A 20,115-nucleotide genomic window follows, 5' to 3' on the forward strand; every position below is an offset into this window, starting at 1 on the left:
CATAAAAAGGGAGACCTCGATGACCGGGAAAAATACTCAAGTCCTGATGAAACAACACCCCAAGGGTTGGGTTACCGAGCAGGATTTCGAGATCGTCGAGCGGGATATCCCGAAGCCCGGACCGGACCAGGTGCTGGTCCGCAACATCTATCTCTCCCTCGATCCCTATATGCGCGGCCGGATGGACCCGGTGCGCAGCTATGCGGCCCACCTGAACCCCGGCGACCTGATGGGGGGCGGCACGGTTGGCGAGGTGATCGAGAGCCATGTCCCTGGCCTGCCGGTCGGCACCTATGTGAACGGCATGCTGGGCTGGCAGGCCTATGGGGTTGCGACGGCCGACCAGTTGCGCGTGCTAGATCCCAAGGTGGCGCCGATCTCCACCTCGCTGGGGGTGCTGGGAATGCCGGGCTGCACCGCCCATTATGGCCTGCTGGAAATCGGGCAGCCCAAACCGGGCGAAACGGTCGTGGTCTCAGCGGCCTCCGGCGCGGTTGGTTCCGTCGTCGGCCAGATCGCCAAGATCAAGGGATGCCGCGTGGTCGGCATCGCCGGCGGCAAGGCAAAATGCGATTACGTGGTGAATGAGCTCGGCTTCGATGCCTGCATCGACTACAAGGCCGAGGACTTCAAGGAGCGCTTCAAGGAAGCAACGCCCGATCGCGTCGACGTCTATTTCGAGAATGTCGGTGGCGAAGTGATGGAGACGGTGTTCGGACGGCTGAATGCTTTCGCCCGCATCGCCATCTGCGGTCTGATCTCACAATATAACGGTCAGCCCTACCCCTTTACGGGGATGCGCCACGTGCTCGTCAACCGTGCAAAAGTGCAAGGCTTCATCATTTCCGAGCATATGTCCTACTGGCCCGGCGCCATCACGGAGATGGCTGGCTGGATCCGCGAGGGTAAGCTGAAATACCGCGAGGATATTGCCGAAGGGCTGCGCAATGCGCCGAAAGCCTTCATCGGCATGCTAAGCGGCAAGAATTTTGGCAAACAGCTGGTGCGGATCGCGCCAGAGAAGCTTTAGGACAGGCTTCAGCCGACGCCGAACAGGAATAGCAGCGCCAGGCCGGCCACGAAGGCTGCTGCCTGGCGCCACCAGGCACTGATGCTGCTGATCAACGCGTGGGAGATCAGCATCAATGCTGCGCCAATCTTCACGGTCGCGAGGATTGCCAAACCTGGCTCGGTAGCAATCTGCATGAGTGCCGGATTGGCGACGAACCCGAGCGGGATCAGGAACAGGCCCAGGCCGATGCGCATCGCCATTCCTGCCACCGGCAGCCAAGGCGTGCCGGCGATGCTGGCGGCAACGAAGACCGTTCCGCAAACTGGCGGCGTGATCGTGCAAAGCAGCGCATACCAGAAAACGAACATGTGCGTGTGCAGTTCCGGCAGGCCAAGCTTGACCAGCGCCGGTCCGGCCACTGCGACACAGATCAGATACGCGGCCGTCGTCGGCAGCTCCATGCCGAGGATGGTGCAGGCCAGCGCGGTCAGCGCCAGAGCCGCCCAGAGACGCCCCCCCGGAGAGATCGAGGATCAACCCGGTAATTTTCACGCCAAGTCCAGTGGCGTGGAAAACGCCAACGATCAGCCCGGCACAGATGATGATGGCCGCGATAAGCGCGATCTGCCGGGCGGCATCGACGACGGCGATCATCATGCGTTCAATGAATAACGGCAACGAAAAGCGCTTCGCCTGTCCATTCCATATCAGCATCGCCACGGTGACGGCAGTGGCTACCATCGCCGAATAGGCCGGCGAGTAAGCCAGCACCAGCAGCATGGCGATGAGGACGAATAACGGAGTGGCGAAGAATGGTGCCGTCGCCGCAGCAACACGCCAGCCCGGCAATTCTTCTGCCGGCAGCCCCTTGAGGCCGAAGCGCAGCGCGAAGTAATGCACGCCGACCCAGGCCGCGAAAAAGAACAGGATTGCCGGCAGTATAGAGGCAATGGCGATATCGGCATAGGGTGCGCGGATCAGTTCGGCCATCACGAAGGCCGCCGAGCCCATCACCGGAGGCATGATCTGGCCGCCAGTCGAAGCAACTGCCTCCACCGCCGCAGCGAAGGAGCGTGGATAGCCCATGCGGATCATGCCGGGGATGGTGACCGCGCCGACAGAAGCGACATTGGCCGAAGCCGAGCCGGAAATCGTGCCATAGAGTGCGGAGGCAAGGACGGATACCTTGGCCGCGCCGGCGCGATAGCCGCCCGCCAGTTGCGAGGCCATAGCCATGAAGCCGCGCCCCGCCTCGCCCGCTGAGACGACTGCACCGAGGATCATGAAGGGCACGATCAGGTCGATGGAGATGCCAGTCAGCTGGCCCCAGAGGCCGCCCTCGGCCATCACCAGGCTGCCAAGGAAGTAATCGAGCGGCAGGCCCGGATGACCGAGCGTGCCGGGCAGATGCTCGCCGAAAAACCCATACAGCAAGCAGACCAGCGCCACGCCGGGCAGTACCGGCTGTACGGCGCGACGCGCCATTTCCAGCGCGACCGCAATCAGGCCGAAGGCCAAAACAAACTGCCAGAGACTGCCGTCCAGAGCGCCATACTGGTCGAGCACTTCGCGGCGGTTGATCACCAGATAGGCCGCGCCGAAGAGACCGAACGCGGTCGCGGCGAAACCGATCCAGCGCTCGACGCCATTCCGGGCTTGCACGAAGAGAAAGACCCAGGGCAGAGCCGCCGCAAAATGCAGCGGGCGGCTGACCAGGTTGGGAACCAGACTGGTGAAAATCAGCCAGACATGGATGCCGACGGTAATCGCAGCGCAGAGAATAAGAACCCAACCCGGCCGCGCGCCGACATCCTGTGTCTGCATGATCAGTTACTGCTTTCGATTACTGCATGGCATCCGGGATATTCACCCCGGCTTCCTTGTAATATCTCAACGCGCCGGGATGCAGCTTGGTGTTGCCCAGGGCGCCGATCAGATCCGGCGTAACGGCGGCCCACCAGGGATTGGTCTTGGCCATCTCATCCTTCTTCGACCAGAAGGCCTTCACGATGGCATAGGCCGTCGCATCGTCCATCTTGGTCGTGGCATAGGCGCCAACCGGAACACCCACGGTCGGCACGGCCGGCACGCCTTTATAGGTGCCCGCGGCGATGGTGATCGGACTGGAGGACGGATCGTTCTTCACCAGGATATCCGCCTGTTCGGCGCTGATGGGCAGAATGCGGATCGGTGTGGTGGTGGCAAGTTCCTGCAATTGCGGCGTCGGATGCGACGAGCAGGTCGCATAGCCCGCGACCTTGCGATTCTTCAGGGCGTTATCCGCCGAAGCCAGTTCGACATCAACGAAGTTCACTTTCCCCTCAAGGCCAAGCAGACCGAAGATGGTGCGCGTGCGGCCATCGCAGAAGGTGCCGCGGCCGCCAGAGATGAAGTCCTTGCCCGCAAGCTCTTCCAGCTTGGTCACACCGCTGTCTTCGCGCACCACGAAATGCACGGTGACATAGGGCATCACGAACAGCGTGCGGATCGTGTCGTAGCCGGTTTCGCCTTCGAAGGGTTTCTTGCCTTCACGGGCCTGCGTAATCAGGCTGGGCGGCGTGGTGAACACGAAATTGCCCGGGCGCTTGGCCGCTTCCTTGACATTCTGCACCGAACCCTGGCTTTCCTCGACGGTCGCCTGAATCTGGCCCTTGCTTTCGGTGCGCAGGACCTCGCCCAACTGCACCATCATCACGTAATAGGACGACGACGCCGTGGCCGACTTCAAGGTGACACGGCTCTGCGCCTGCGCAGAACCCGCTGCCAAAGCAGCAATAGAAACAGCAAACGCGAAACGCGCGAATATCCGGCGCATGGGCTCCTCCCCAGAGCGATTTGTGAGCGAACAGTCTTGGCTTATGCGCCCGGTTTGCGCAACAGGAATTCGCGCCCGACCTTCACGCTGGGTTGCCCGTCATAAGCGACAATATCGGCCGTGGCGTAAGTCTCTGTCCAGCTATCCGGAAGGTAGGATCCCGTACCGACGATATCGATCGGCGCGGCCACGCTGGCCATCACCTTGCATTTCGCCGCATTGAAGCCGGACGAAGCAACGATTTTTACATTGAAGAAGCCTGCCCGATCCAGAGTGGACCGCATGTGATAGATCGCAGCAGCAGAAACGCCGGTACCGACCAGCCAGCGCAATTCCATCTCGGTGCGATACTGGCGGATGGCATTGGGAACGTGACGTTCCAGCACCGCATAGGATGCCTGCGGATCCAAGCCTTCGATGTAACGTCCGCCATGCGTATCCAGACGCACCGCCAGGCGGCCTTCATTGGCGAGATCGGGGAAGCGGTTGCACACCGCCAGCGCATCGGTGATCTCCTGGCCGTAATAATCGACCAGAACCGTCATCTGCTCGCCGGGGAAAGTCTCGTAATAGAGTTCGGCTGCACGCAGAGTGGATCCTGCGTAGCCGATCAAGGCATGCGGCATGGTGCCGAAGCCCTTGTCGTTGCCGAAGTAATGCGCTGTGGCATCGGTCGCATTGCCGATGAAGCCGGCAGCGCCGACATCACGCCGCGCGGCTCTGCCGCCGACGGAAGCGGCATAGGCCATCATCTCCGCCATCTCAGCGCCCGCGCAATGGCGCGCATCCATCGCCAGGAAGCGTGCATTGGGCAGGTCGCAGCACATCGAATAGGCGTTATAAGCGGCGACGCAAGCGGCGCCGAGCTTCTGGAGATAAATCGTTTCCAGATCGACAAGCTGCGCCATCGATCCGGTGATATACAGCAGCGGCTCGCCGGCGCCGACCCAGGTGCCCTCTTCGTGCAGCAGCTCGATATCGAACTTCACGCCGCGCGCAGCGCTCACCCGATCAAGCCACTCCACCATCAGGCGCGGACAGAAAATCACCGGACGGCGCATGAAAACCGCATAGGTGACCGTCTTGTCGCCGTAGCGCTGTACGATCTCCTTGGTCTTCTTGAAATACGCGTCCGTATTGGCCGCGATCTGACGCTCCAATTCCGCCGCCTGGGCAGGCGGCATCATTGGCCTGATCTCAGGCTTGCGCTGCATGACGCAGACCACCTCGGTTGCTGCGCTCCAGTTTGAGCATCTCAGCGATCAAGAAGGCGAGTTCCAAAGCCTGGGATGCATTCAGCCGCGGATCGCAATGGGTGTGGTAGCGGCTGGATAGATCGTCGTCGCCGATCGCCTGGGCACCGCCCATGCATTCGGTAACGTCCTGGCCGGTCAATTCAAGGTGGATGCCGCTGGCATGAGTGCCCTCGGCCAGATGCACCTCGAAGAACTGCCGCACCTCGGAGAGGATGCGATCGAAGGGCCGCGTCTTGAAGCCGGAGGTCGAGGTGAGCGTGTTGCCATGCATCGGATCGCAGGACCACACGACCTTGCGGCCTTCCTGCGCCACCCTGCGCACCAGCGCCGGCAGATGCTTGTGAACCTTGTCATGCCCCATACGCGCAATCAGCGTCAGCCGGCCTGGCTTGTTCTGCGGGTTGAGGATGTCGATCACGCGGAGCAATTCATCCGGATCGGTGGTGGGGCCGCACTTCACGCCCACCGGATTCAGAACGCCGCGCAGGAACTCGACATGCGCGCCGTCCGGCTGCCGGGTGCGATCGCCAATCCAGAGCATATGCGCCGAAGTATCGACCCATTCGCCGGAGGTGGAATCGATGCGGGTCAGCGCCTGCTCGTAGCCGAGCAGCAGCGCTTCATGGCTGGTGTAGAAATCGACCGTGCGCAGTTCCGGGGTCTGGTCCGGCGTGATGCCGCAGGCCTTCATGAACTCCAGGCACTCGGTAATGCGCGAGGCAACATCCTGCCAGCGCTCAGCCTCCGGGCTCTTGGCAACGAAGCCAAGGTTCCAGCCGTGCACCCGATGCAGGTCGGCATAACCGCCGCTGGCGAAAGCGCGCAGCAGGTTCAGCGTCGCCGCCGCCTGGCTATAGGCCTGCAGCAGACGGCTGGGGTCCGGCTGGCGGCCTTCCGGCGTGAATTCCATGCTGTTGATGATGTCGCCGCGATAGCTCGGCAGTTCGACATCGCCGCGCTTCTCGGTCGGTGCCGACCGCGGCTTGGCGAACTGTCCCGCCAGACGGCCAACCTTCACCACCGGCAACGCCGCGCCGAAGGTCAGCACGACGGCCATCTGAAGCAGCACCCGGAAGGTGTCGCGGATATTGTTGGCGCTGAACTCGGCAAAGCTCTCGGCGCAGTCACCACCCTGCAGCAGGAAAGCACGGCCTTCCGCCACGTTGGCCAGAGCAGCGGTCAGATTGCGGGCTTCGCCGGCAAAAACGAGCGGGGGATACTTGGCGAGCTTTTCCTCAGCGGCAGCCAAGGCGGCCGGGTCCGGATAATCCGGAACCTGCTTGATCGGTTTGCTGCGCCAGCTATCCGGCGACCAGTTACGCGCGCTCATCTTCACTTCCCCACGGACTAACTGCTTCGTAGACCTATGATTTTTCCAGCGTCTATCCAGGATGGTTTCACTAGAAAGGGCTTAGGAGGCGTAGAATAGGACCGGCATCGCCAGTTTTCCAGCGGCGCAGCGGATTGAGAAGGTGTTTTACATCGTCACAGCGCCAAAATGCGGCCGCCGTCACCCCCCTGTCGTCACAAAAGCGTGACCCCACAACCGCTTACGTCAGATACTGAAAATCTTCCCCGGGTTCATCAGGTTGTTCGGATCGAGTGCCTTCTTGATCGCGAGCATGACACTGACCGCCTCGCCATGTTCGGCAACCAGGTACTTCATCTTGCCCCGGCCGATGCCGTGCTCGCCGGTGCAGGTGCCATCCATGCTCAGCGCGCGGTGCACCAGACGCTCACTAAACGCCTCGATGGCTTCGATTTCAGCCGGATTGTTGCGATCAAGTACGATGGCGAGATGGAAGTTTCCATCACCAACATGGCCCACGAGTGGCGCGGTCAGGCCCGTCTCGACCACATCCTTCTTGGTTTCCAGGATGCACTCGGCCAAACGCGAGATCGGCACGCAGACATCAGTGGCCCAGACTTCGCAGCCGGTGCGCAACGCCTTGGCCGCATAGGCTGCATCATGCCGGGCCTGCCACAGTTTGGCGCGTTCCTCGGGCTTCACCGTCCACTGGAAATTGTTGCCGCCCTGATCGGCAGCGATGGCCTGCACCATCTCCGCCTGTTCGGCGACCGCGGCTTCGGTGCCGTGAAACTCCAGCATCAGCAGGTTCTGCACCGGCATATTGGTCTTGGAATATTTGTTGATGGCGTCGACCTGCACGTCATCGAGCAATTCGATGCGCGCCACAGGAATGCCCGACTGGATCGTCTGGATCACGGTGTTCACCGCGCCTTCCAGCGTGGCAAAGGAGCAGATCGCCGAAGACATCGCCTCGGGAATGCCGTAGAGGCGCAAGGTGATCTCGGTGATGACGCCGAGCGTGCCTTCCGAGCCGACAAAAAGGCGGGTCAGGTCGTAGCCTGCCGCCGACTTCTTCGCGCGCTTGGACGTGCGGATGATCCGGCCGTCGGCCAGCACCACGGTCAGCGCCAGCACATTCTCGCGCATTGTGCCATACCGTACGGCGTTGGTACCGCTGGCACGGGTGGAAACCATGCCACCGATCGAGGCATTGGCGCCCGGATCGATCGGGAAGAACAGGCCGGTGTCGCGCAGATACTCGTTCAGCTGCTTGCGGGTCACGCCGGGCTGGCAGACCACATCGAGATCTTCCGCATTCACCTTCAGGATGTTGTTCATCTGCATCATGTCGATGCAGACGCCGCCCTGTAGGGCGCTGACATGACCCTCAAGCGAGGTGCCGGCACCGTAGGGGATGATCGGCAGGCCGTGGCTGGCGCAGATTTTGACGATTTCCGAGACTTCCTCGGTTGAATGCGGGAAAACCACCGCATCGGGCGGAAATGGCGGATTCCAGGACTCGTCGCGGCCATGCTGTTCCCGCACGGCCTGGGCGGTGGTGACGCGATCGCCCAGAATTTGTTTCAGGGCCGCAATGGCGGCTTCAGTGGCGGCGGGCGAAAGACGGGGCTGAGCGACGGTGGCGGCGGCCATGGTAACGATCTCCTTGGAATGCATAACAGGTAAACCTTTGTGGCTTTTGGGGCAATCCGTCGCGGCCAGGCCGGCCCCGGGGTTGGCCTCGCCTGCCCGGTGGGCTATGTAGGCGGCATGTCCGCAGACCCGTTCGATTTGTCCGGATTTGAGCCGGAACCGGCCGATCCGCCGCTGGAGCCGTCCGCCGCAGCCGCCCTGCCCCCGCCCGATTGGATCGGCCGGCTAAATACCGCCCAGAGTGAAGCCGCCAGCCATCTGGAAGGCCCGCTCCTGGTGCTGGCCGGCGCCGGAACCGGCAAGACACGGGTGCTGGTTTCCCGTCTCGCCCATATTCTCTATCGCCGACTGGCTTGGCCGAGCCAGATTCTCGCCGTCACCTTCACCAACAAGGCCGCCCGCGAGATGCGCGAGCGCGTCGAGCAGCTGGTCGGCGCTCAGGTCGAAGGCCTGTGGCTAGGCACCTTCCATGGCATCGCCAACCGCATCCTGCGCCGCCATGCCGAGCTGGTCGGGCTGAAATCCAACTTCACTATCCTGGACGATGAAGATCAGTTGCGGCTGATCAAGCAGATCGTCGAGGCCGAAGGCCTGGACGACAAGCAGATGCCGCCGCGCAATCTGAAGGCCCAGTTCGATCGCTGGAAGGACCGCGGGCTGGGTCCAAACAAGATTCCGGAAAGCGAGAGCGGTTTCGCCGAAGGTCATGGCGCCAAGCTGTACCGGCTTTACTGCGAACGCCTAATCCAGCTCAATGCCTGCGATTTCGGCGACCTGCTGTTGCATAATCTCACCCTCTTCCGCGAACGCGCGGAAGTGCTGCAGAAGTATCAGCATCAGTTCCGCTACATCCTGGTCGACGAGTATCAGGACACCAACGTGGCGCAGTATCTCTGGCTGCGCCTGCTAGCGCAGAAGCACAAAAATATCTGCTGCGTCGGCGACGATGACCAGTCGATCTACGGCTGGCGCGGCGCCGAAGTGGGCAATATCCTGCGCTTCGAAACTGATTTCCCAGGTGCAAAGATCGTGCGGCTGGAGCGCAATTACCGCTCGACACCGCATATTCTCGGCGCGGCCTCCGGCCTGATTGCACATAACGAAAGCCGGCTCGGCAAAACGCTGTGGACCGACCTGAACGAAGGCGACAAGGTGATCGTTCAGGGCGTGTGGGACGGCGACGAGGAAGCTCGTCTGATCGGCGAAGAGATCGAGGCGCTGGAACGCGAGAAGGTATCGCTAAACGAGATTGCGATCCTTGTCCGCGCCGGCCATCAGACCCGCGCCTTTGAAGAGCGCTTCATGACCATCGGTCTGAAATATCGCGTGGTCGGCGGCCTGCGTTTCTATGAGCGGCGTGAAATCCGCGATGCCATCGCCTATTTCCGCGTGCTGATGCAGCCTGACGACGATCTCGCCTTCGAGCGCATCGTCAACGTGCCGAAACGCGGCTTGGGCGACAGCACGATGCAGGTTCTGCACAAAACGGCACGCGCCAGCGGCAAATCCCTCACCGCCGCCTTGCGCGATCTGCTGGAAACCGATGAGCTCAAGCCGAAGCAGCGCAATACGCTGAAGAGGCTGATGGCGGATTTCGACCGCTGGCGCGGCCAGGCCGCCGAACTGCCTCACACGGAAGTGGCGGAGATCATTCTGGAGGAATCCGGCTACATCCAAATGTGGCAGGAGGACAAATCGCCGGAAGCCCCGGGGCGGCTGGAGAACCTGAGGGAATTGATCGGCGCTCTTGGCGAATTCGAGAACTTCGCCGGCTTCCTCGATCATGTCGCCCTGGTGATGGATGCCGAAAACAGCGACAATGACGAGATGGTCAGCCTCATGACCCTGCATTCGGCCAAGGGGCTGGAATTCGATTACGTCTTTCTGCCAGGCTGGGAGGAAGAGCTATTCCCCAGCCGGCGCTCTCTTGAAAACAATGGTGTTGCCGGCCTGGAGGAAGAGCGCCGCCTGGCTTATGTCGGGCTGACGCGGGCGCGCAAGCGGGCGCATATCACCTTTGCCGCCAACCGCCGCATCTATAACCAATGGGCTTCGGCAATACCTTCGCGCTTTATCGATGAGCTGCCGATAGAGCATATCGAGCAGCGCTCGCAGCCGGGCCTGTATCGCGGCAGCCAGAGCCTTGGCTACATCAGCGGCGGCTTCAGCGAGTCCGCCGGCGGCTATCAAGGACATACCTGGAATTTTGCACCGCAATCCCCCCGCCGCTCTGCCGGTCTGATCGAAGGGCGGGCTCGGCGCGTCGATGACGATATCGTTCAGCACGATCCCGACGAAGCAGCCTTCGGCATCGGCGACCGCGTCTTCCACCTGAAATTCGGCTATGGCCGGGTCAAGGCGGTCGAGGGCAACAAGCTGCTGATCGGCTTCGAGAAGGCCGGTGAAAAGCGGGTCATCGCTACCTTCGTTGAGAAAGCCTAATCTCAGCCATGCCTATATCGCCGGAATTCTGGTCGGTCGAACTCGACATCCCTGTCGATCTGGTTGCCGCCACCGAAGAGATGCTGGGCGACGAAGGTGTCGCCGTCACCTCCTATGAGGTGCCGATCCCGGGTCAGGCGATCAGCCCAAAATGGCGCATCCAGGTGCTGTTCGATGCGCCGCCCGATGAGACTGAATGGCGCCACCGGCTGACGGCTATTGCCGAAGGGCTGGGACTGGAATCGCCCGTCATCACCTTCTCCCATGTGCCGGCGAAGGATTGGGTGCGCCATACCAACATCCTCAACGCGCCGATCCATGCCGGACGCTTCTTCCTGCATGGCGCGCATGACGCAGGCAAGGCGCCACCGGGCAGCTTGAGCCTCTTGCTGGATGCCGGATTGGCCTTCGGCACCGGCCGGGCGCCATCGACTTATGGCTGCCTTCTGGCGATCGACCAGATCTGCCGGGTGAAGCCGCCGCGCCGCATGCTGGATATGGGGACAGGGTCGGGCGTACTGGCCATGGCCGCCGCCCGGGCGGGCGTACCACAAGTGCTGGCGGCGGATATCGATCCGGTCGCCGTGGCGGTGACCCGCGATAATGTCCGGCTGAATGGTCTGAGCCAGCGTGTCGCCGCGGTCACGGCCAGCCGCCCGGACGATCCGCGCCTTGCCGTCGCAAGTGGTTATGACCTCGTGGTGGCCAACATCCTGGCAGAACCGCTTTGCCGCATGGCACCTGGATTAAGCCGCCTCGTTGCTGCGAACGGGCATCTGGTCCTCTCCGGCCTGCTGGCGCGGGAGGAACGTCTCGTCGCCGCCCATTACCGGGCGGTCGGCCTCAAACTGAAGCGCCGCATTGCGCGTGAAGGCTGGCACACCCTGGTGCTTTCCCGCCGCCCCTGAAATCCGGCACACAGTCATGTGAATACGCCGGGGGACGGCGGCAGCCTGCCGCGTATAGCGTTTGCCTGTTGCTCAGGCGGCCGCTTCGGCCTTGGCCTTGAGGGTCTGCACCTTGGCTTCGCCGGCATTCTCGTTCGACGGCGCCGCCGGGCGATACATCTCACCCGCAACGGCTGCCGGAATGCTGGAGCGGCTCAGGCCCATGTCGTGCAGGGTACGATCATCCAGCGCCCGCAGCTCGGCCTCCGCCGCAGAGCGCCGCAGGCTGGCCACCAGGCTGCCGACGATCTTGTTCAGAAACGCCGCGATGGCGCGTGAGCGCATACGGCGGGCTTCCAGCTCGAGTTGCACGTAATCGGTCAGGCCGAGATAGTGATAGGGATAGCTGTTGAGGGTAGTGGACTTTTCAAAACGCGGGGTCGTCATGGCCATCTCCATTCGTTTGGATAAGCCGCCCCGGGTGTTCCTCCGTCATGCCTGCTCTTGAAAATATGTCAGCATGACTGACGTATATATTGCATCGCACAAAATGATTCGCAAGCGGAATCTGGAAGAAATTTAAGCAGAATCAAATATGTAGAAAAAATAACCACCCTGCCCAGATTTACGCCCAGGAGAGAGCCGCACCAGTTCTGAGCAAGTTTTGGATTTTGAGGCCTAGCCATGCGCCAAATGAATGGCTCGGCTGCAAAGCAAACAACGCGGCACTAGGCCGCGTTGCAGGAGATCGGACCGGACCTGCCGCCCTCTTCAGGGGGAGGAGGACGCTACAGGCGACAGGCCCGGTGCCGACGGGGAGGAACTGTAATTCCGCTTAGGCCGCTTCGCGCGGTACCAGGCGGGTAATCTTGGCGTCGGCCGTATTCTCGTTGACCGGCTTGACGGCCGGACGCTCGATCAGGCCGGCAGCAGCGGCCGGGATTTGCGAGCGGCTCAGGCCAATATCACGCAGCATCTGGTCATCGAGCGAGTTCAACTCTTCGATGGCCCGACGCTCAGCGAGATGAGCCTTGTAGCGGGCGACGGCGCCCTTGAGGGCGTTCCAGCCAGCCACGATCAGGGAGGCGAGAGCTTCAGCGCGAATACGACGCGCATAGGCCTCGATCTCGGCGGCGCTCAGCGGGGCCAGATTAGCCGGATAGCCAAAAGCGGTCTGGTTGCGCAGGGTGTTCATGGTAGTCTCCGTTCTGTGGTCCGGGCTTCTCTGCATCTCGGCCACGACGGGAATATTGCACTGCACCTATTAAATTTCAATGACTTATCCATGATGGTTTGCTTACGCAGCAATGCAGAAAATGCATAGCTTGTCCTGGACGCCGCCCCCGCTAGCTCGCATATTGTGATGATCCAACAACGGGTTACCCGATGACCTTGCACCAGCCCGACCTCGCCGCCATGCCCCCGCAGCTTGCCGATCATCTGCGCGGAATCGCCGCAGCCCCCCGCATCTTCGGCCGTTTTCCAGGGCTGGAATTAATCGCCGACGATCCAAAGACGCCCCGTGCCATCCTGGAAAAAGCGGTGGCTGATCTGGCAGCGCGTTTCACCGCGACGCTGGAAGATCGCAGCGCTGTCGGAAAGCGACTGGAAGCTCTGCGGGCCGAGTTGGCTCGGCGCGGCGTTGCTGGCGTCATCGTGCCCCTGACTGATGAATATCAAAGCGAATATGTGCCGCTGCGCGCCCAGCGCCTGACCTGGCTGACGGGTTTCACCGGTTCTGCGGGCTTGGCCATCGTTCTGGCCGACAAGGCCGCGATCTGGAGCGATGGCCGATACACGCTGCAATTAGCCCAGCAGGTGGACGGCGAGCTTTTCGAGCGGCTTCATATTACCGATGAGCCGCCGACTGAGTGGCTCAAATCGGCTCTGAAGCTTGGCGATAAGCTTGTCTACGATCCCTGGCTGCATACCGAAGACGGCGTGAAACGCTTCGCCGCGGCCTGCAGCGCCGCTGGCGCCGAACTAGTGCCGGCAGATGACAATCCGATCGATCTCGTCTGGACGGACCAACCGCCGCCACCACTGGGTCCGGTTCGCATCCAGGATACCGCCCTCGCCGGTCGCAGCGCTGCCGAAAAGCGCAAGGAGGTCGCTGCCAGTATCAAGGCACGAGGAGCCGATGCTGCTGTGCTGACCTTGCCGGAATCGATAGCATGGCTACTCAATATCCGCGGCAGCGATGTAGCGCATACGCCGCTGCCTTTGTCCATGGCCGTGGTTGGCGCCGATGGCGGCGTCGATCTCTATATCGACTCCCGCAAGCTGTCGGCGGACGTGCGTGTTCATCTCGCCGACGTCCGGCTGCATGAGCCGTCGGCCTTCCCAACCGCTCTGGATAAGTTGGGCCAGGCAGGCAAGGCCGTGCAGGTCGACCCGGCATGCAGTGGCGTCTATGTCCTGCAGCGGCTGGAAAAGGCTGGGGCCAAACTCATCCGCGCCGAAGATCCGTGCCTGCTGCCCAAGGCTTGCAAGACGCCGGCCGAACTCGACGGCACCCGTGCCGCCCATCACCGTGATGGCGCTGCGGTGACGCGATTCCTTGCCTGGCTTGATCAGGAAGCGCCAAAGGGCGGCGTCGACGAGATCATGGCGGCTGAAAAGCTGCAAAGCTTTCGCCAGTTATCCAATGAGCTGCGCGATCTTTCCTTCTCCACGATCTCGGGCGCGGGCCCGAATGGCGCCATCGTGCATTACCGGGTGACGCCGGAAACCAATCGCCTGCTGGAAAACGGCACGCTTTATCTGGTCGATTCCGGCGGGCAGTATCCCGATGGCACCACCGATATTACGCGCACCGTGGCGATCGGCGAACCGACGGCGGAAATGCGTGAGCATTTCACCCGGGTTCTCAAAGGGCATATCGCCATCGCCACCGCGCGCTTCCCCGAAGGAACTACTGGCCAGCAACTGGATGCGCTGGCGCGCCTGCCGCTTTGGGAGGTTGGCCTGGACTACGACCACGGCACCGGTCATGGCGTCGGCAGCTATCTGTCGGTGCATGAAGGACCGCAGCGTATCTCGAAGGCTGGCAGTCCCGTGCCCTTGAAGCCAGGCATGATCATTTCCAACGAGCCCGGCTATTACAAGACCAATGCCTATGGCATCCGGATCGAGAATCTCGTTGCGGTGCGCGTCGTCACCGAGAAAGCAGAGAACGGCAAACGCTGGCTTGGCTTCGAAACCCTGACCCGCGCCCCCATCGACCGTCGGCTGATCGACCTTTCTTTGCTGACAGCGCAGGAAGTGGCCTGGCTGGACGCTTATCACGCCCTGGTCTGGCAGGAGATCGGTCCGCTAGTGGACGACGCCACGGCAGCCTGGCTCAAACGCGTCACCGCGCCGCTTGGCACATAAGCGGGCGTGCTTGATCCAGCGCAAAACTGGCCGGAATTTCGAACATACCACCTTGTCAGCCAGCGAGACCGGCCTTTAGCCTGATGCCCTTCTGACCCTGTCCTTCTGACGCGGAGTGGATCGATCATGCTCGACCAACGGATCAAGGCGGCGCTGGAACTCGTCTCGACAGCCACGCTCACGACGGTGTTGCTCAAGAAAGGCTTGCGCAAAACCTGGATGAAAGGTCCCAAGCCGCTGGTCCCGCAGGACAAGCGCATCGTCGGTCCCGCCTTTACCCTGCGCTTCGTGCCAGCCCGCGAAGACCTTGCGACGCCGGAGAGCTGGTCCTCGCCCCGTTCGACCCGCGGCGCGATCGAAGACATGCCGGAAGGCTGCATCGCCGTGGTGGATGCAATGGGCATCAAGGATGCCGGCATCTTCGGCGACATTCTTTGCGCCCGCATGAAGAAGCGCGGCGTGGCCGCACTGGTGACTGATGGCGTGGTGCGCGATGGTGCCGGTGTCATCGGCACCGGCCTGCCCGTCTGGTGCGATGGCGTTGCTGCGCCGCCCAGCGTCGCCGGCCTTACCTTCGTCGGCTGGCAGGAGCCGATCGGCTGCGGCGGCGTGGCTGTCTATCCCGATGATGTGATCATATTGGATTCCGACGGCGCCGTTCTGATCCCTCAGGCCATCGTTGCCGAGGTCGCCTCGGCGGCCGTGGAGCAGGAGAAGCTGGAAACCTGGATTATGGGCGAGGTTGAGAAAGGCACGCCCCTGCCCGGCCTCTATCCGCCGAATGCCGAAACCAAGGCGCGCTACGACGCGGAAATGAAGCAGAAGGGCTGAAGCCTTTTCAGGCGCCACGCAGCCATGCGGGCATCCGATTGCGCCGCAGGGCTGCGCGCCGTGCTTCCGGGGTTGAACAGGCCTCGTGATACCCCGGGCCAATGCGACCGGGCATGATGCCGAAGCGTGACTGTATGTCGTTCATGCCCGTCAAACCATGATCCGCGAGAATCCGTAATGTAATGGCGGCGCAAGCCGCAGCATCGCTATCGGCGACATGATGGCGTAAATCGAAGCCGATATGCCGCGCGACCGTCGACAGCTTGTGATCCGGCAGCTCAGGCCAGGCTGCGCGGGCAACTTTCACCGTGCAGAGATAAGACACGCTCGGCCAGGGCAGCCCGTAACGGGTCAAGGCAGCGCACAGCACACCGATGTCGAAGGGCGCGTTATGCGCCAGCAACAGCGGCACGGCTTCCAGATGCGGCAGCAATTCGTCCCAAATGACCGGAAATTCCGGCTCAAACTCCACGTCTCGCGGCTGTATGCCGTGGATCCTGACATGCCACGGATTGAAGCGCATGTCGTGCGGACGGACGAGGCAGTGAGCGGTGCGGCCGACCCGACTATCGACGATCCAGGCCAATCCGATAGAACAGATGCTGCCGGCCGAGGGGCTGGCGGTTTCAAAGTCCAGCGCTATCGCCGTCGCCCCTGCAACCTCGTCCAGTCGGGGAATAGCCTGCTGTATCAGCATGGCGTCAGCCGCCAATCAGCTTGAGCCAGTCATCCTCGCTCAGCACCGTCACGCCCAGCTTCTGCGCCTCGGCAAGCTTCGAACCAGCTCCCGGACCAGCCACCACGTAATCGGTTTTTTTCGATACCGATCCGGCAACCTTCGCGCCCAGCGACAATGCGCGCGCCTTGGCCTCATCACGGGTGAACTTCTCAAGGCTGCCGGTGAACACCACCGTCTTGCCCGTCACGGCGGAATTGGTGACCGGCTTTTCCGGCGGCACCACTTCTTTGAGTTCGGCCAGCAGATGATCGATCACCTTCCGGCTCTGCTCGCGGGTGCAGAAGCCGACGATGGCATCGGCCACCACATCGCCCATCTTGTCGATGCTGTTCAGATCGCCCCAGGCCTCGCCTTCACGCTCCTTGGCTGCATCCATAGCCTCAAGCCAACGCTCCGGGGTTTCATAATGTATCGCCACCAGGCGGGCACGCTCCTGACCGACATGGCGGATGCCAAGCGCATAGATGAAGCGGTCGAAGCCGATGGTGCGGCGCTGCTCAATGGCGCGCAGCAGGTTGTTCACCGAGGTTTCGCCGTAGCCTTCCTTCTTGCGCAGGCTGTCGGCATGCTTCGTCAGCTTGAAGATGTCTGCCGGTTCCCTGATCCAGCCCCATTCGTAGAAGGCTGCGATCTGCTTTTCGCCGATCCCTTCGATGTCGAAGGCATTGCGCGAAACGAAATGACGCAGACCTTCCATTGCCTGAGCGGGGCAACTGACTCCGCCCGTGCAGCGCCGTCGCGCATCTTCACCACCGGCTGCATCGACTTCACGTTCGGCCGGCTGGCCGCAAATCGGGCATTTTGTCGGGAACTGAAATTCCTTCGCTCCCGGCGGACGCTTTTCCAGCACGACCGAGACGACCTGAGGGATCACGTCGCCGGCGCGCTGGATGATCACGGTATCACCGATGCGCACATCCTTGCGCTTGATCTCGTCTTCGTTATGGAGCGTCGCATTCGACACCAGCACGCCACCGACATTGACCGGTTTGAGCTTGGCCACCGGAGTGAGCGTGCCGGTGCGGCCGACCTGGATGTCGATATTCTCCAGCAGCGTTTCCGCCTGCTCGGCCGGAAATTTATGTGCAATCGCCCAACGCGGGCTGCGGCTGATGAAGCCGAGGCGATCCTGCCAATCAAGGCGATCCACCTTGTAGACCACGCCATCGATATCGAAAGGCAGCGACGCCCGAAGCCCGGAAATCTTTCTGTAATAGGCCAGCAGGTCTTCCAGGCTGTGGCAGACCTCGACATGCGGGTTCAGCGTAAAACCCCAGGAGGCCAGTTTCTCGCGCACGGAGCTGAGCGTTCCGGTGAAAGGCTCGGAAACTTCGCCCCAGGAATAGCCGAAGAACCGCAAGGGCCGCTTCGCTGTGACCTCGGGATCGAGCTGACGCAGGCTGCCGGCGGCGGCGTTGCGTGGATTGACCGGGATTCGGATCGATGCTGCCGACAGGCCGCGGGCTTCGCGTTCCTTCGCCAACTCCTCCTGCGCGGCACGGAAGGCGAGGAAATCCTCGCGCGTCATATAAACCTCCCCGCGCACTTCCAGCACATCCGGCCAGCCCTTGCCTTCCAGCCTGTGCGGCACGCCGTATTTCAGCGTCTTGACGTTGGCGGTGACATCCTCGCCTTCCTGGCCGTCGCCGCGGGTAGCTGCGCGCACCAGTTCGCCATGCTCGTAGCGCAGGCTGGCGGAAAGGCCGTCGATCTTCGGCTCGGCGATTATGGTCAGTTCGTCGGTCGTCTTCAGATTGAGGAAACGCCGAATGCGGCCAAGGAAATCGGCGACGTCTTCCTCGGCAAAGGCGTTGTCCAGCGACAGCATCGGCTTGGAATGCCGCACCTTGGCGAAGCCCGGCGCAGGTGCAGCTCCTACGCGGCTGGACACACCCCCTAAGGTCGCAAGTTCAGGAAACCTGGCTTCAATCTCCAGCAGCCGCCGCTTGAGCGCATCGTAGTCAGCATCCGAGATAGTCGGCGCATCCTGCTGGTGATAGCGCTTGTCGTGCTCGGCAATCTCCTGCTCCAGCCGGGCATGCTCCAATTTCGCCTGGCGTGGACCAAGTTCGGCCACCGGCTTTTCACGCTGCCGTGACATGGTCAGGCCTCCTGCCCGGCGAGGAGACTATCGGCTGCGGCGCGCGCCGCGTCGGTAATGGTGGCGCCTGCCAGCATACGGGCGATTTCCTCCCGCCGATCGCCGCTGCTCAAGGGCGCGACTTCGGTCAATGTCGTGCGGTTCTTCGCGGCGCCGGTCTCGCGTTTGGCGATGCGCCAATGCTGGCTGCCCTTGGCGGCAACCTGCGGCGAATGGGTAACCACCAGCACCTGTACGCGCTTTGCCAGCCGCGCAAGCCGCTCGCCCACAGCCGCCGCCGTGGCACCGCCGACACCGCGGTCGACTTCATCGAAGATCAGGGTGCCTGCCGAGCCGCGGCCCGCGAGAACGACGCGCAAGGCCAGCATGAAACGGCTCAACTCGCCGCCAGACGCGATCTTCGCCAGGGAGCCCGGTGCCGTGCCCTGATTGGTGCTGGCCAGGAACTGCACACGGTCGGCACCTTCGGCACTCCATTGCTCAGGCGGCAAAGCCTCGACAGCCGTGGTGAATTTCGCCGCACCCAGCTTCAACGGTGCAAGCTCAGCCGCCACTGCCTTGTCCAGCTTCGCAGCAGCCTTGCGCCGTGCTGCGGAGATAGCTTCCGCCTTGGCCTGATAAGCCGCCTTCGCAGCCGCAGCCGCTTTCTCCAGCTTGCCCAGACTGGCAGTCTGATGGTCGATCAGCGCGAGCTTTTCGGCATATTGCTCGGCCAGCTTGGGCAGATCATCGACGAGCACGTTGTGTTTGCGCGCCGCGGCACGCAGCGCGAACAGGCGCTCTTCTACCCGCTCCAGCCGCTGCGGATCGAGATCAAGATCGCGGGCCGTCCGCTCCAACGCAGCAGCCAATTCGCCAGCCTGCACCAGAAGCTGATCGGCCAAAGCGATCACGGCATCCAGCTTGCCGGCGGCCTTGTCGCTCACGCGCTCCAAGGCACGCAAACAGGCCCGCAGTCGCGCATCGACACCCCCGCCCTGCTCCAGCGCGCTTTGCGCTTCCTGCATCGCCGAGGCCAGCTTCTCGCCGGCCTGAAGCATGCTGCGCTGGCCGGCCAGTTCCTGCTCTTCGCCGGGTTGCGGCTTCAGCTCTTCCAACTCAGCGACCACATGGCGCAGGAAATCCTCTTCGCGCTTGGCCTGCTCCGCTGTCGCGGCCGCTTCCACCAGAGCTTTCTCGGCATCGCGCATTGCCTGATAGGCATCTCGCAAACCGGCAACTTCCTGTTCAAGCCCGGCATATTCATCCAGCAAGGCGCGATGGATGGTCGCGTCAGTCAGCCCCTGCTCGTCATTCTGGCCGTGAATCTCGACCAATGTGTCGCCCACACGCCGCAGCAAGGTGACGCTGACCGGCTGATCGTTAATGAAGGCGCGGCTTTTGCCGTCCTGACCGACCACGCGGCGCAGGACTAAGTCATCGGTCTCCTCAAAACCTTGCTCTGCAAGAATGGCGCGCGCTGGATGCTTCGGCGGAACATCGAAACTCGCGGTCACGATGCCTTGTGCCGCGCCCATGCGCACCAGACCTGCATCGGCGCGACGGCCGAGCGCCAAACCCAAAGCGTCGAGAAGGATGGATTTGCCAGCGCCTGTTTCGCCGGTAAGGACGCCTAGCCCCGCCCCGCATTCGAGGTCGAGCCGCTCGATCAGGACGATATCACGAACGCTCAGGCTGGTCAGCATGACTGGG

General features: G+C 62.3%; 15 protein-coding genes and 1 pseudogene. 5 read left to right on the forward strand and 11 right to left on the reverse strand.

All coding sequences use genetic code 11. From position 1 onward, the window contains the following. Nucleotides 1-19 precede the first annotated feature (19 nt). The gene (locus tag Q0603_RS14455; protein WP_298726885.1) at nucleotides 20-1,030 is read left to right on the forward strand and encodes an NADP-dependent oxidoreductase; all 1,011 of its coding nucleotides are present in this window, start codon (nucleotides 20-22) and stop codon (nucleotides 1,028-1,030) included. A gap of 8 nt (nucleotides 1,031-1,038) precedes the next feature. On the opposite strand, the gene Q0603_RS14460 is transcribed toward Q0603_RS14455, so the two are convergent. From Q0603_RS14460 to Q0603_RS14485, 6 genes and pseudogenes are all read right to left on the reverse strand, one after another. Beyond that, complete coding sequence (locus tag Q0603_RS14460) at nucleotides 1,039-1,473, reverse strand: TRAP transporter large permease subunit (RefSeq protein WP_298727447.1); 435 nt, start codon at nucleotides 1,471-1,473, stop codon at nucleotides 1,039-1,041. A 109-nt stretch (nucleotides 1,474-1,582) separates the two neighbouring features. Beyond that, a pseudogene (locus Q0603_RS14465) lies at nucleotides 1,583-2,836 on the reverse strand (TRAP transporter large permease subunit); the annotation flags it as partial. A gap of 19 nt (nucleotides 2,837-2,855) precedes the next feature. After that, nucleotides 2,856-3,827 carry a TAXI family TRAP transporter solute-binding subunit gene (locus Q0603_RS14470; RefSeq protein ID WP_298726887.1) on the reverse strand — a complete coding sequence of 324 codons (972 nt, stop codon included), beginning with the start codon at nucleotides 3,825-3,827 and terminating at the stop codon, nucleotides 2,856-2,858. A 41-nt stretch (nucleotides 3,828-3,868) separates the two neighbouring features. Continuing rightward, nucleotides 3,869-5,014 carry a nicotinate phosphoribosyltransferase gene (locus Q0603_RS14475; protein ID WP_298727450.1) on the reverse strand — a complete coding sequence of 382 codons (1,146 nt, stop codon included), beginning with the start codon at nucleotides 5,012-5,014 and terminating at the stop codon, nucleotides 3,869-3,871. A 10-nt stretch (nucleotides 5,015-5,024) separates the two neighbouring features. Beyond that, on the reverse strand, nucleotides 5,025-6,413 hold the full coding sequence (locus Q0603_RS14480; protein WP_298726888.1) for a class II 3-deoxy-7-phosphoheptulonate synthase: 1,389 nt from the start codon (nucleotides 6,411-6,413) through the stop codon (nucleotides 5,025-5,027). 225 nt (nucleotides 6,414-6,638) lie between these two features. Further along, entirely contained in the window at nucleotides 6,639-8,048 is a 1,410-nt protein-coding gene (locus Q0603_RS14485; protein ID WP_298726890.1) for an FAD-linked oxidase C-terminal domain-containing protein, read from the reverse strand. A 117-nt stretch (nucleotides 8,049-8,165) separates the two neighbouring features. Here Q0603_RS14485 and Q0603_RS14490 point away from each other — a divergent pair, with 117 nt between their 5' ends. Both Q0603_RS14490 and Q0603_RS14495 read left to right on the forward strand, forming a co-directional pair. After that, nucleotides 8,166-10,490, forward strand: coding sequence for a UvrD-helicase domain-containing protein (locus Q0603_RS14490; protein WP_298726892.1), 2,325 nt, complete (start codon nucleotides 8,166-8,168; stop codon nucleotides 10,488-10,490). Between the two features lie 8 nt (nucleotides 10,491-10,498). Further along, nucleotides 10,499-11,398, forward strand: a complete 900-nt coding sequence (locus Q0603_RS14495) for a 50S ribosomal protein L11 methyltransferase (RefSeq protein ID WP_298726894.1) — start codon at nucleotides 10,499-10,501, stop codon at nucleotides 11,396-11,398. Nucleotides 11,399-11,470: 72 nt separating this feature from the next. Here the strand turns inward: Q0603_RS14495 and Q0603_RS14500 are convergent, their stop codons facing one another. Both Q0603_RS14500 and Q0603_RS14505 read right to left on the reverse strand, forming a co-directional pair. After that, complete coding sequence (locus tag Q0603_RS14500) at nucleotides 11,471-11,824, reverse strand: DUF1127 domain-containing protein (protein WP_298726895.1); 354 nt, start codon at nucleotides 11,822-11,824, stop codon at nucleotides 11,471-11,473. 388 nt (nucleotides 11,825-12,212) lie between these two features. Then, complete coding sequence (locus tag Q0603_RS14505) at nucleotides 12,213-12,572, reverse strand: DUF1127 domain-containing protein (protein ID WP_298726896.1); 360 nt, start codon at nucleotides 12,570-12,572, stop codon at nucleotides 12,213-12,215. Between the two features lie 191 nt (nucleotides 12,573-12,763). Between Q0603_RS14505 and Q0603_RS14510 the strand changes: the two genes are divergently transcribed. Further along, complete coding sequence (locus Q0603_RS14510; RefSeq protein WP_298726897.1) at nucleotides 12,764-14,752, forward strand: aminopeptidase P family protein; 1,989 nt, start codon at nucleotides 12,764-12,766, stop codon at nucleotides 14,750-14,752. A gap of 126 nt (nucleotides 14,753-14,878) precedes the next feature. Further along, on the forward strand, nucleotides 14,879-15,583 hold the full coding sequence (locus tag Q0603_RS14515) for a ribonuclease activity regulator RraA (protein WP_298726899.1): 705 nt from the start codon (nucleotides 14,879-14,881) through the stop codon (nucleotides 15,581-15,583). A 7-nt stretch (nucleotides 15,584-15,590) separates the two neighbouring features. Here Q0603_RS14515 and Q0603_RS14520 read toward each other — a convergent pair whose 3' ends face one another. Genes Q0603_RS14520 through recN form a run of 3 tightly spaced genes read right to left on the reverse strand, consistent with a single transcriptional unit; the run spans nucleotide 15,591 to nucleotide 20,108 of the window. Further along, on the reverse strand, nucleotides 15,591-16,280 hold the full coding sequence (locus tag Q0603_RS14520) for a 3'-5' exonuclease (RefSeq protein WP_298726901.1): 690 nt from the start codon (nucleotides 16,278-16,280) through the stop codon (nucleotides 15,591-15,593). Between the two features lie 4 nt (nucleotides 16,281-16,284). Next, nucleotides 16,285-18,423 (reverse strand): NAD-dependent DNA ligase LigA, encoded by a 2,139-nt coding sequence (ligA, locus tag Q0603_RS14525; protein ID WP_298726903.1) that lies wholly within the window; start codon nucleotides 18,421-18,423, stop codon nucleotides 16,285-16,287. A 2-nt stretch (nucleotides 18,424-18,425) separates the two neighbouring features. Further along, nucleotides 18,426-20,108 (reverse strand): DNA repair protein RecN, encoded by a 1,683-nt coding sequence (recN, locus tag Q0603_RS14530; RefSeq protein WP_298726905.1) that lies wholly within the window; start codon nucleotides 20,106-20,108, stop codon nucleotides 18,426-18,428. Between the last annotated feature and the right edge of the window lie 7 nt (nucleotides 20,109-20,115).

Source organism: uncultured Ferrovibrio sp., from assembly GCF_937960835.1.
Lineage (GTDB): Bacteria > Pseudomonadota > Alphaproteobacteria > Ferrovibrionales > Ferrovibrionaceae > Ferrovibrio.

What these genes read in the sequence shown, in the direction of transcription:
- Q0603_RS14455 (WP_298726885.1), top strand. Translation starts at nt 20, where the DNA reads ATGACCGGGAAAAATACTCAAGTCCTGATGAAACAACACCCCAAGGGT.
- Q0603_RS14460 (WP_298727447.1), bottom strand. Translation starts at nt 1,473, where the DNA reads ATGGAGCTGCCGACGACGGCCGCGTATCTGATCTGTGTCGCAGTGGCC.
- Q0603_RS14470 (WP_298726887.1), bottom strand. Translation starts at nt 3,827, where the DNA reads ATGCGCCGGATATTCGCGCGTTTCGCGTTTGCTGTTTCTATTGCTGCT.
- Q0603_RS14475 (WP_298727450.1), bottom strand. Translation starts at nt 5,014, where the DNA reads ATGATGCCGCCTGCCCAGGCGGCGGAATTGGAGCGTCAGATCGCGGCC.
- Q0603_RS14480 (WP_298726888.1), bottom strand. Translation starts at nt 6,413, where the DNA reads ATGAGCGCGCGTAACTGGTCGCCGGATAGCTGGCGCAGCAAACCGATC.
- Q0603_RS14485 (WP_298726890.1), bottom strand. Translation starts at nt 8,048, where the DNA reads ATGGCCGCCGCCACCGTCGCTCAGCCCCGTCTTTCGCCCGCCGCCACT.
- Q0603_RS14490 (WP_298726892.1), top strand. Translation starts at nt 8,166, where the DNA reads ATGTCCGCAGACCCGTTCGATTTGTCCGGATTTGAGCCGGAACCGGCC.
- Q0603_RS14495 (WP_298726894.1), top strand. Translation starts at nt 10,499, where the DNA reads ATGCCTATATCGCCGGAATTCTGGTCGGTCGAACTCGACATCCCTGTC.
- Q0603_RS14500 (WP_298726895.1), bottom strand. Translation starts at nt 11,824, where the DNA reads ATGACGACCCCGCGTTTTGAAAAGTCCACTACCCTCAACAGCTATCCC.
- Q0603_RS14505 (WP_298726896.1), bottom strand. Translation starts at nt 12,572, where the DNA reads ATGAACACCCTGCGCAACCAGACCGCTTTTGGCTATCCGGCTAATCTG.
- Q0603_RS14510 (WP_298726897.1), top strand. Translation starts at nt 12,764, where the DNA reads ATGACCTTGCACCAGCCCGACCTCGCCGCCATGCCCCCGCAGCTTGCC.
- Q0603_RS14515 (WP_298726899.1), top strand. Translation starts at nt 14,879, where the DNA reads ATGCTCGACCAACGGATCAAGGCGGCGCTGGAACTCGTCTCGACAGCC.
- Q0603_RS14520 (WP_298726901.1), bottom strand. Translation starts at nt 16,280, where the DNA reads ATGCTGATACAGCAGGCTATTCCCCGACTGGACGAGGTTGCAGGGGCG.
- ligA (WP_298726903.1), bottom strand. Translation starts at nt 18,423, where the DNA reads ATGTCACGGCAGCGTGAAAAGCCGGTGGCCGAACTTGGTCCACGCCAG.
- recN (WP_298726905.1), bottom strand. Translation starts at nt 20,108, where the DNA reads ATGCTGACCAGCCTGAGCGTTCGTGATATCGTCCTGATCGAGCGGCTC.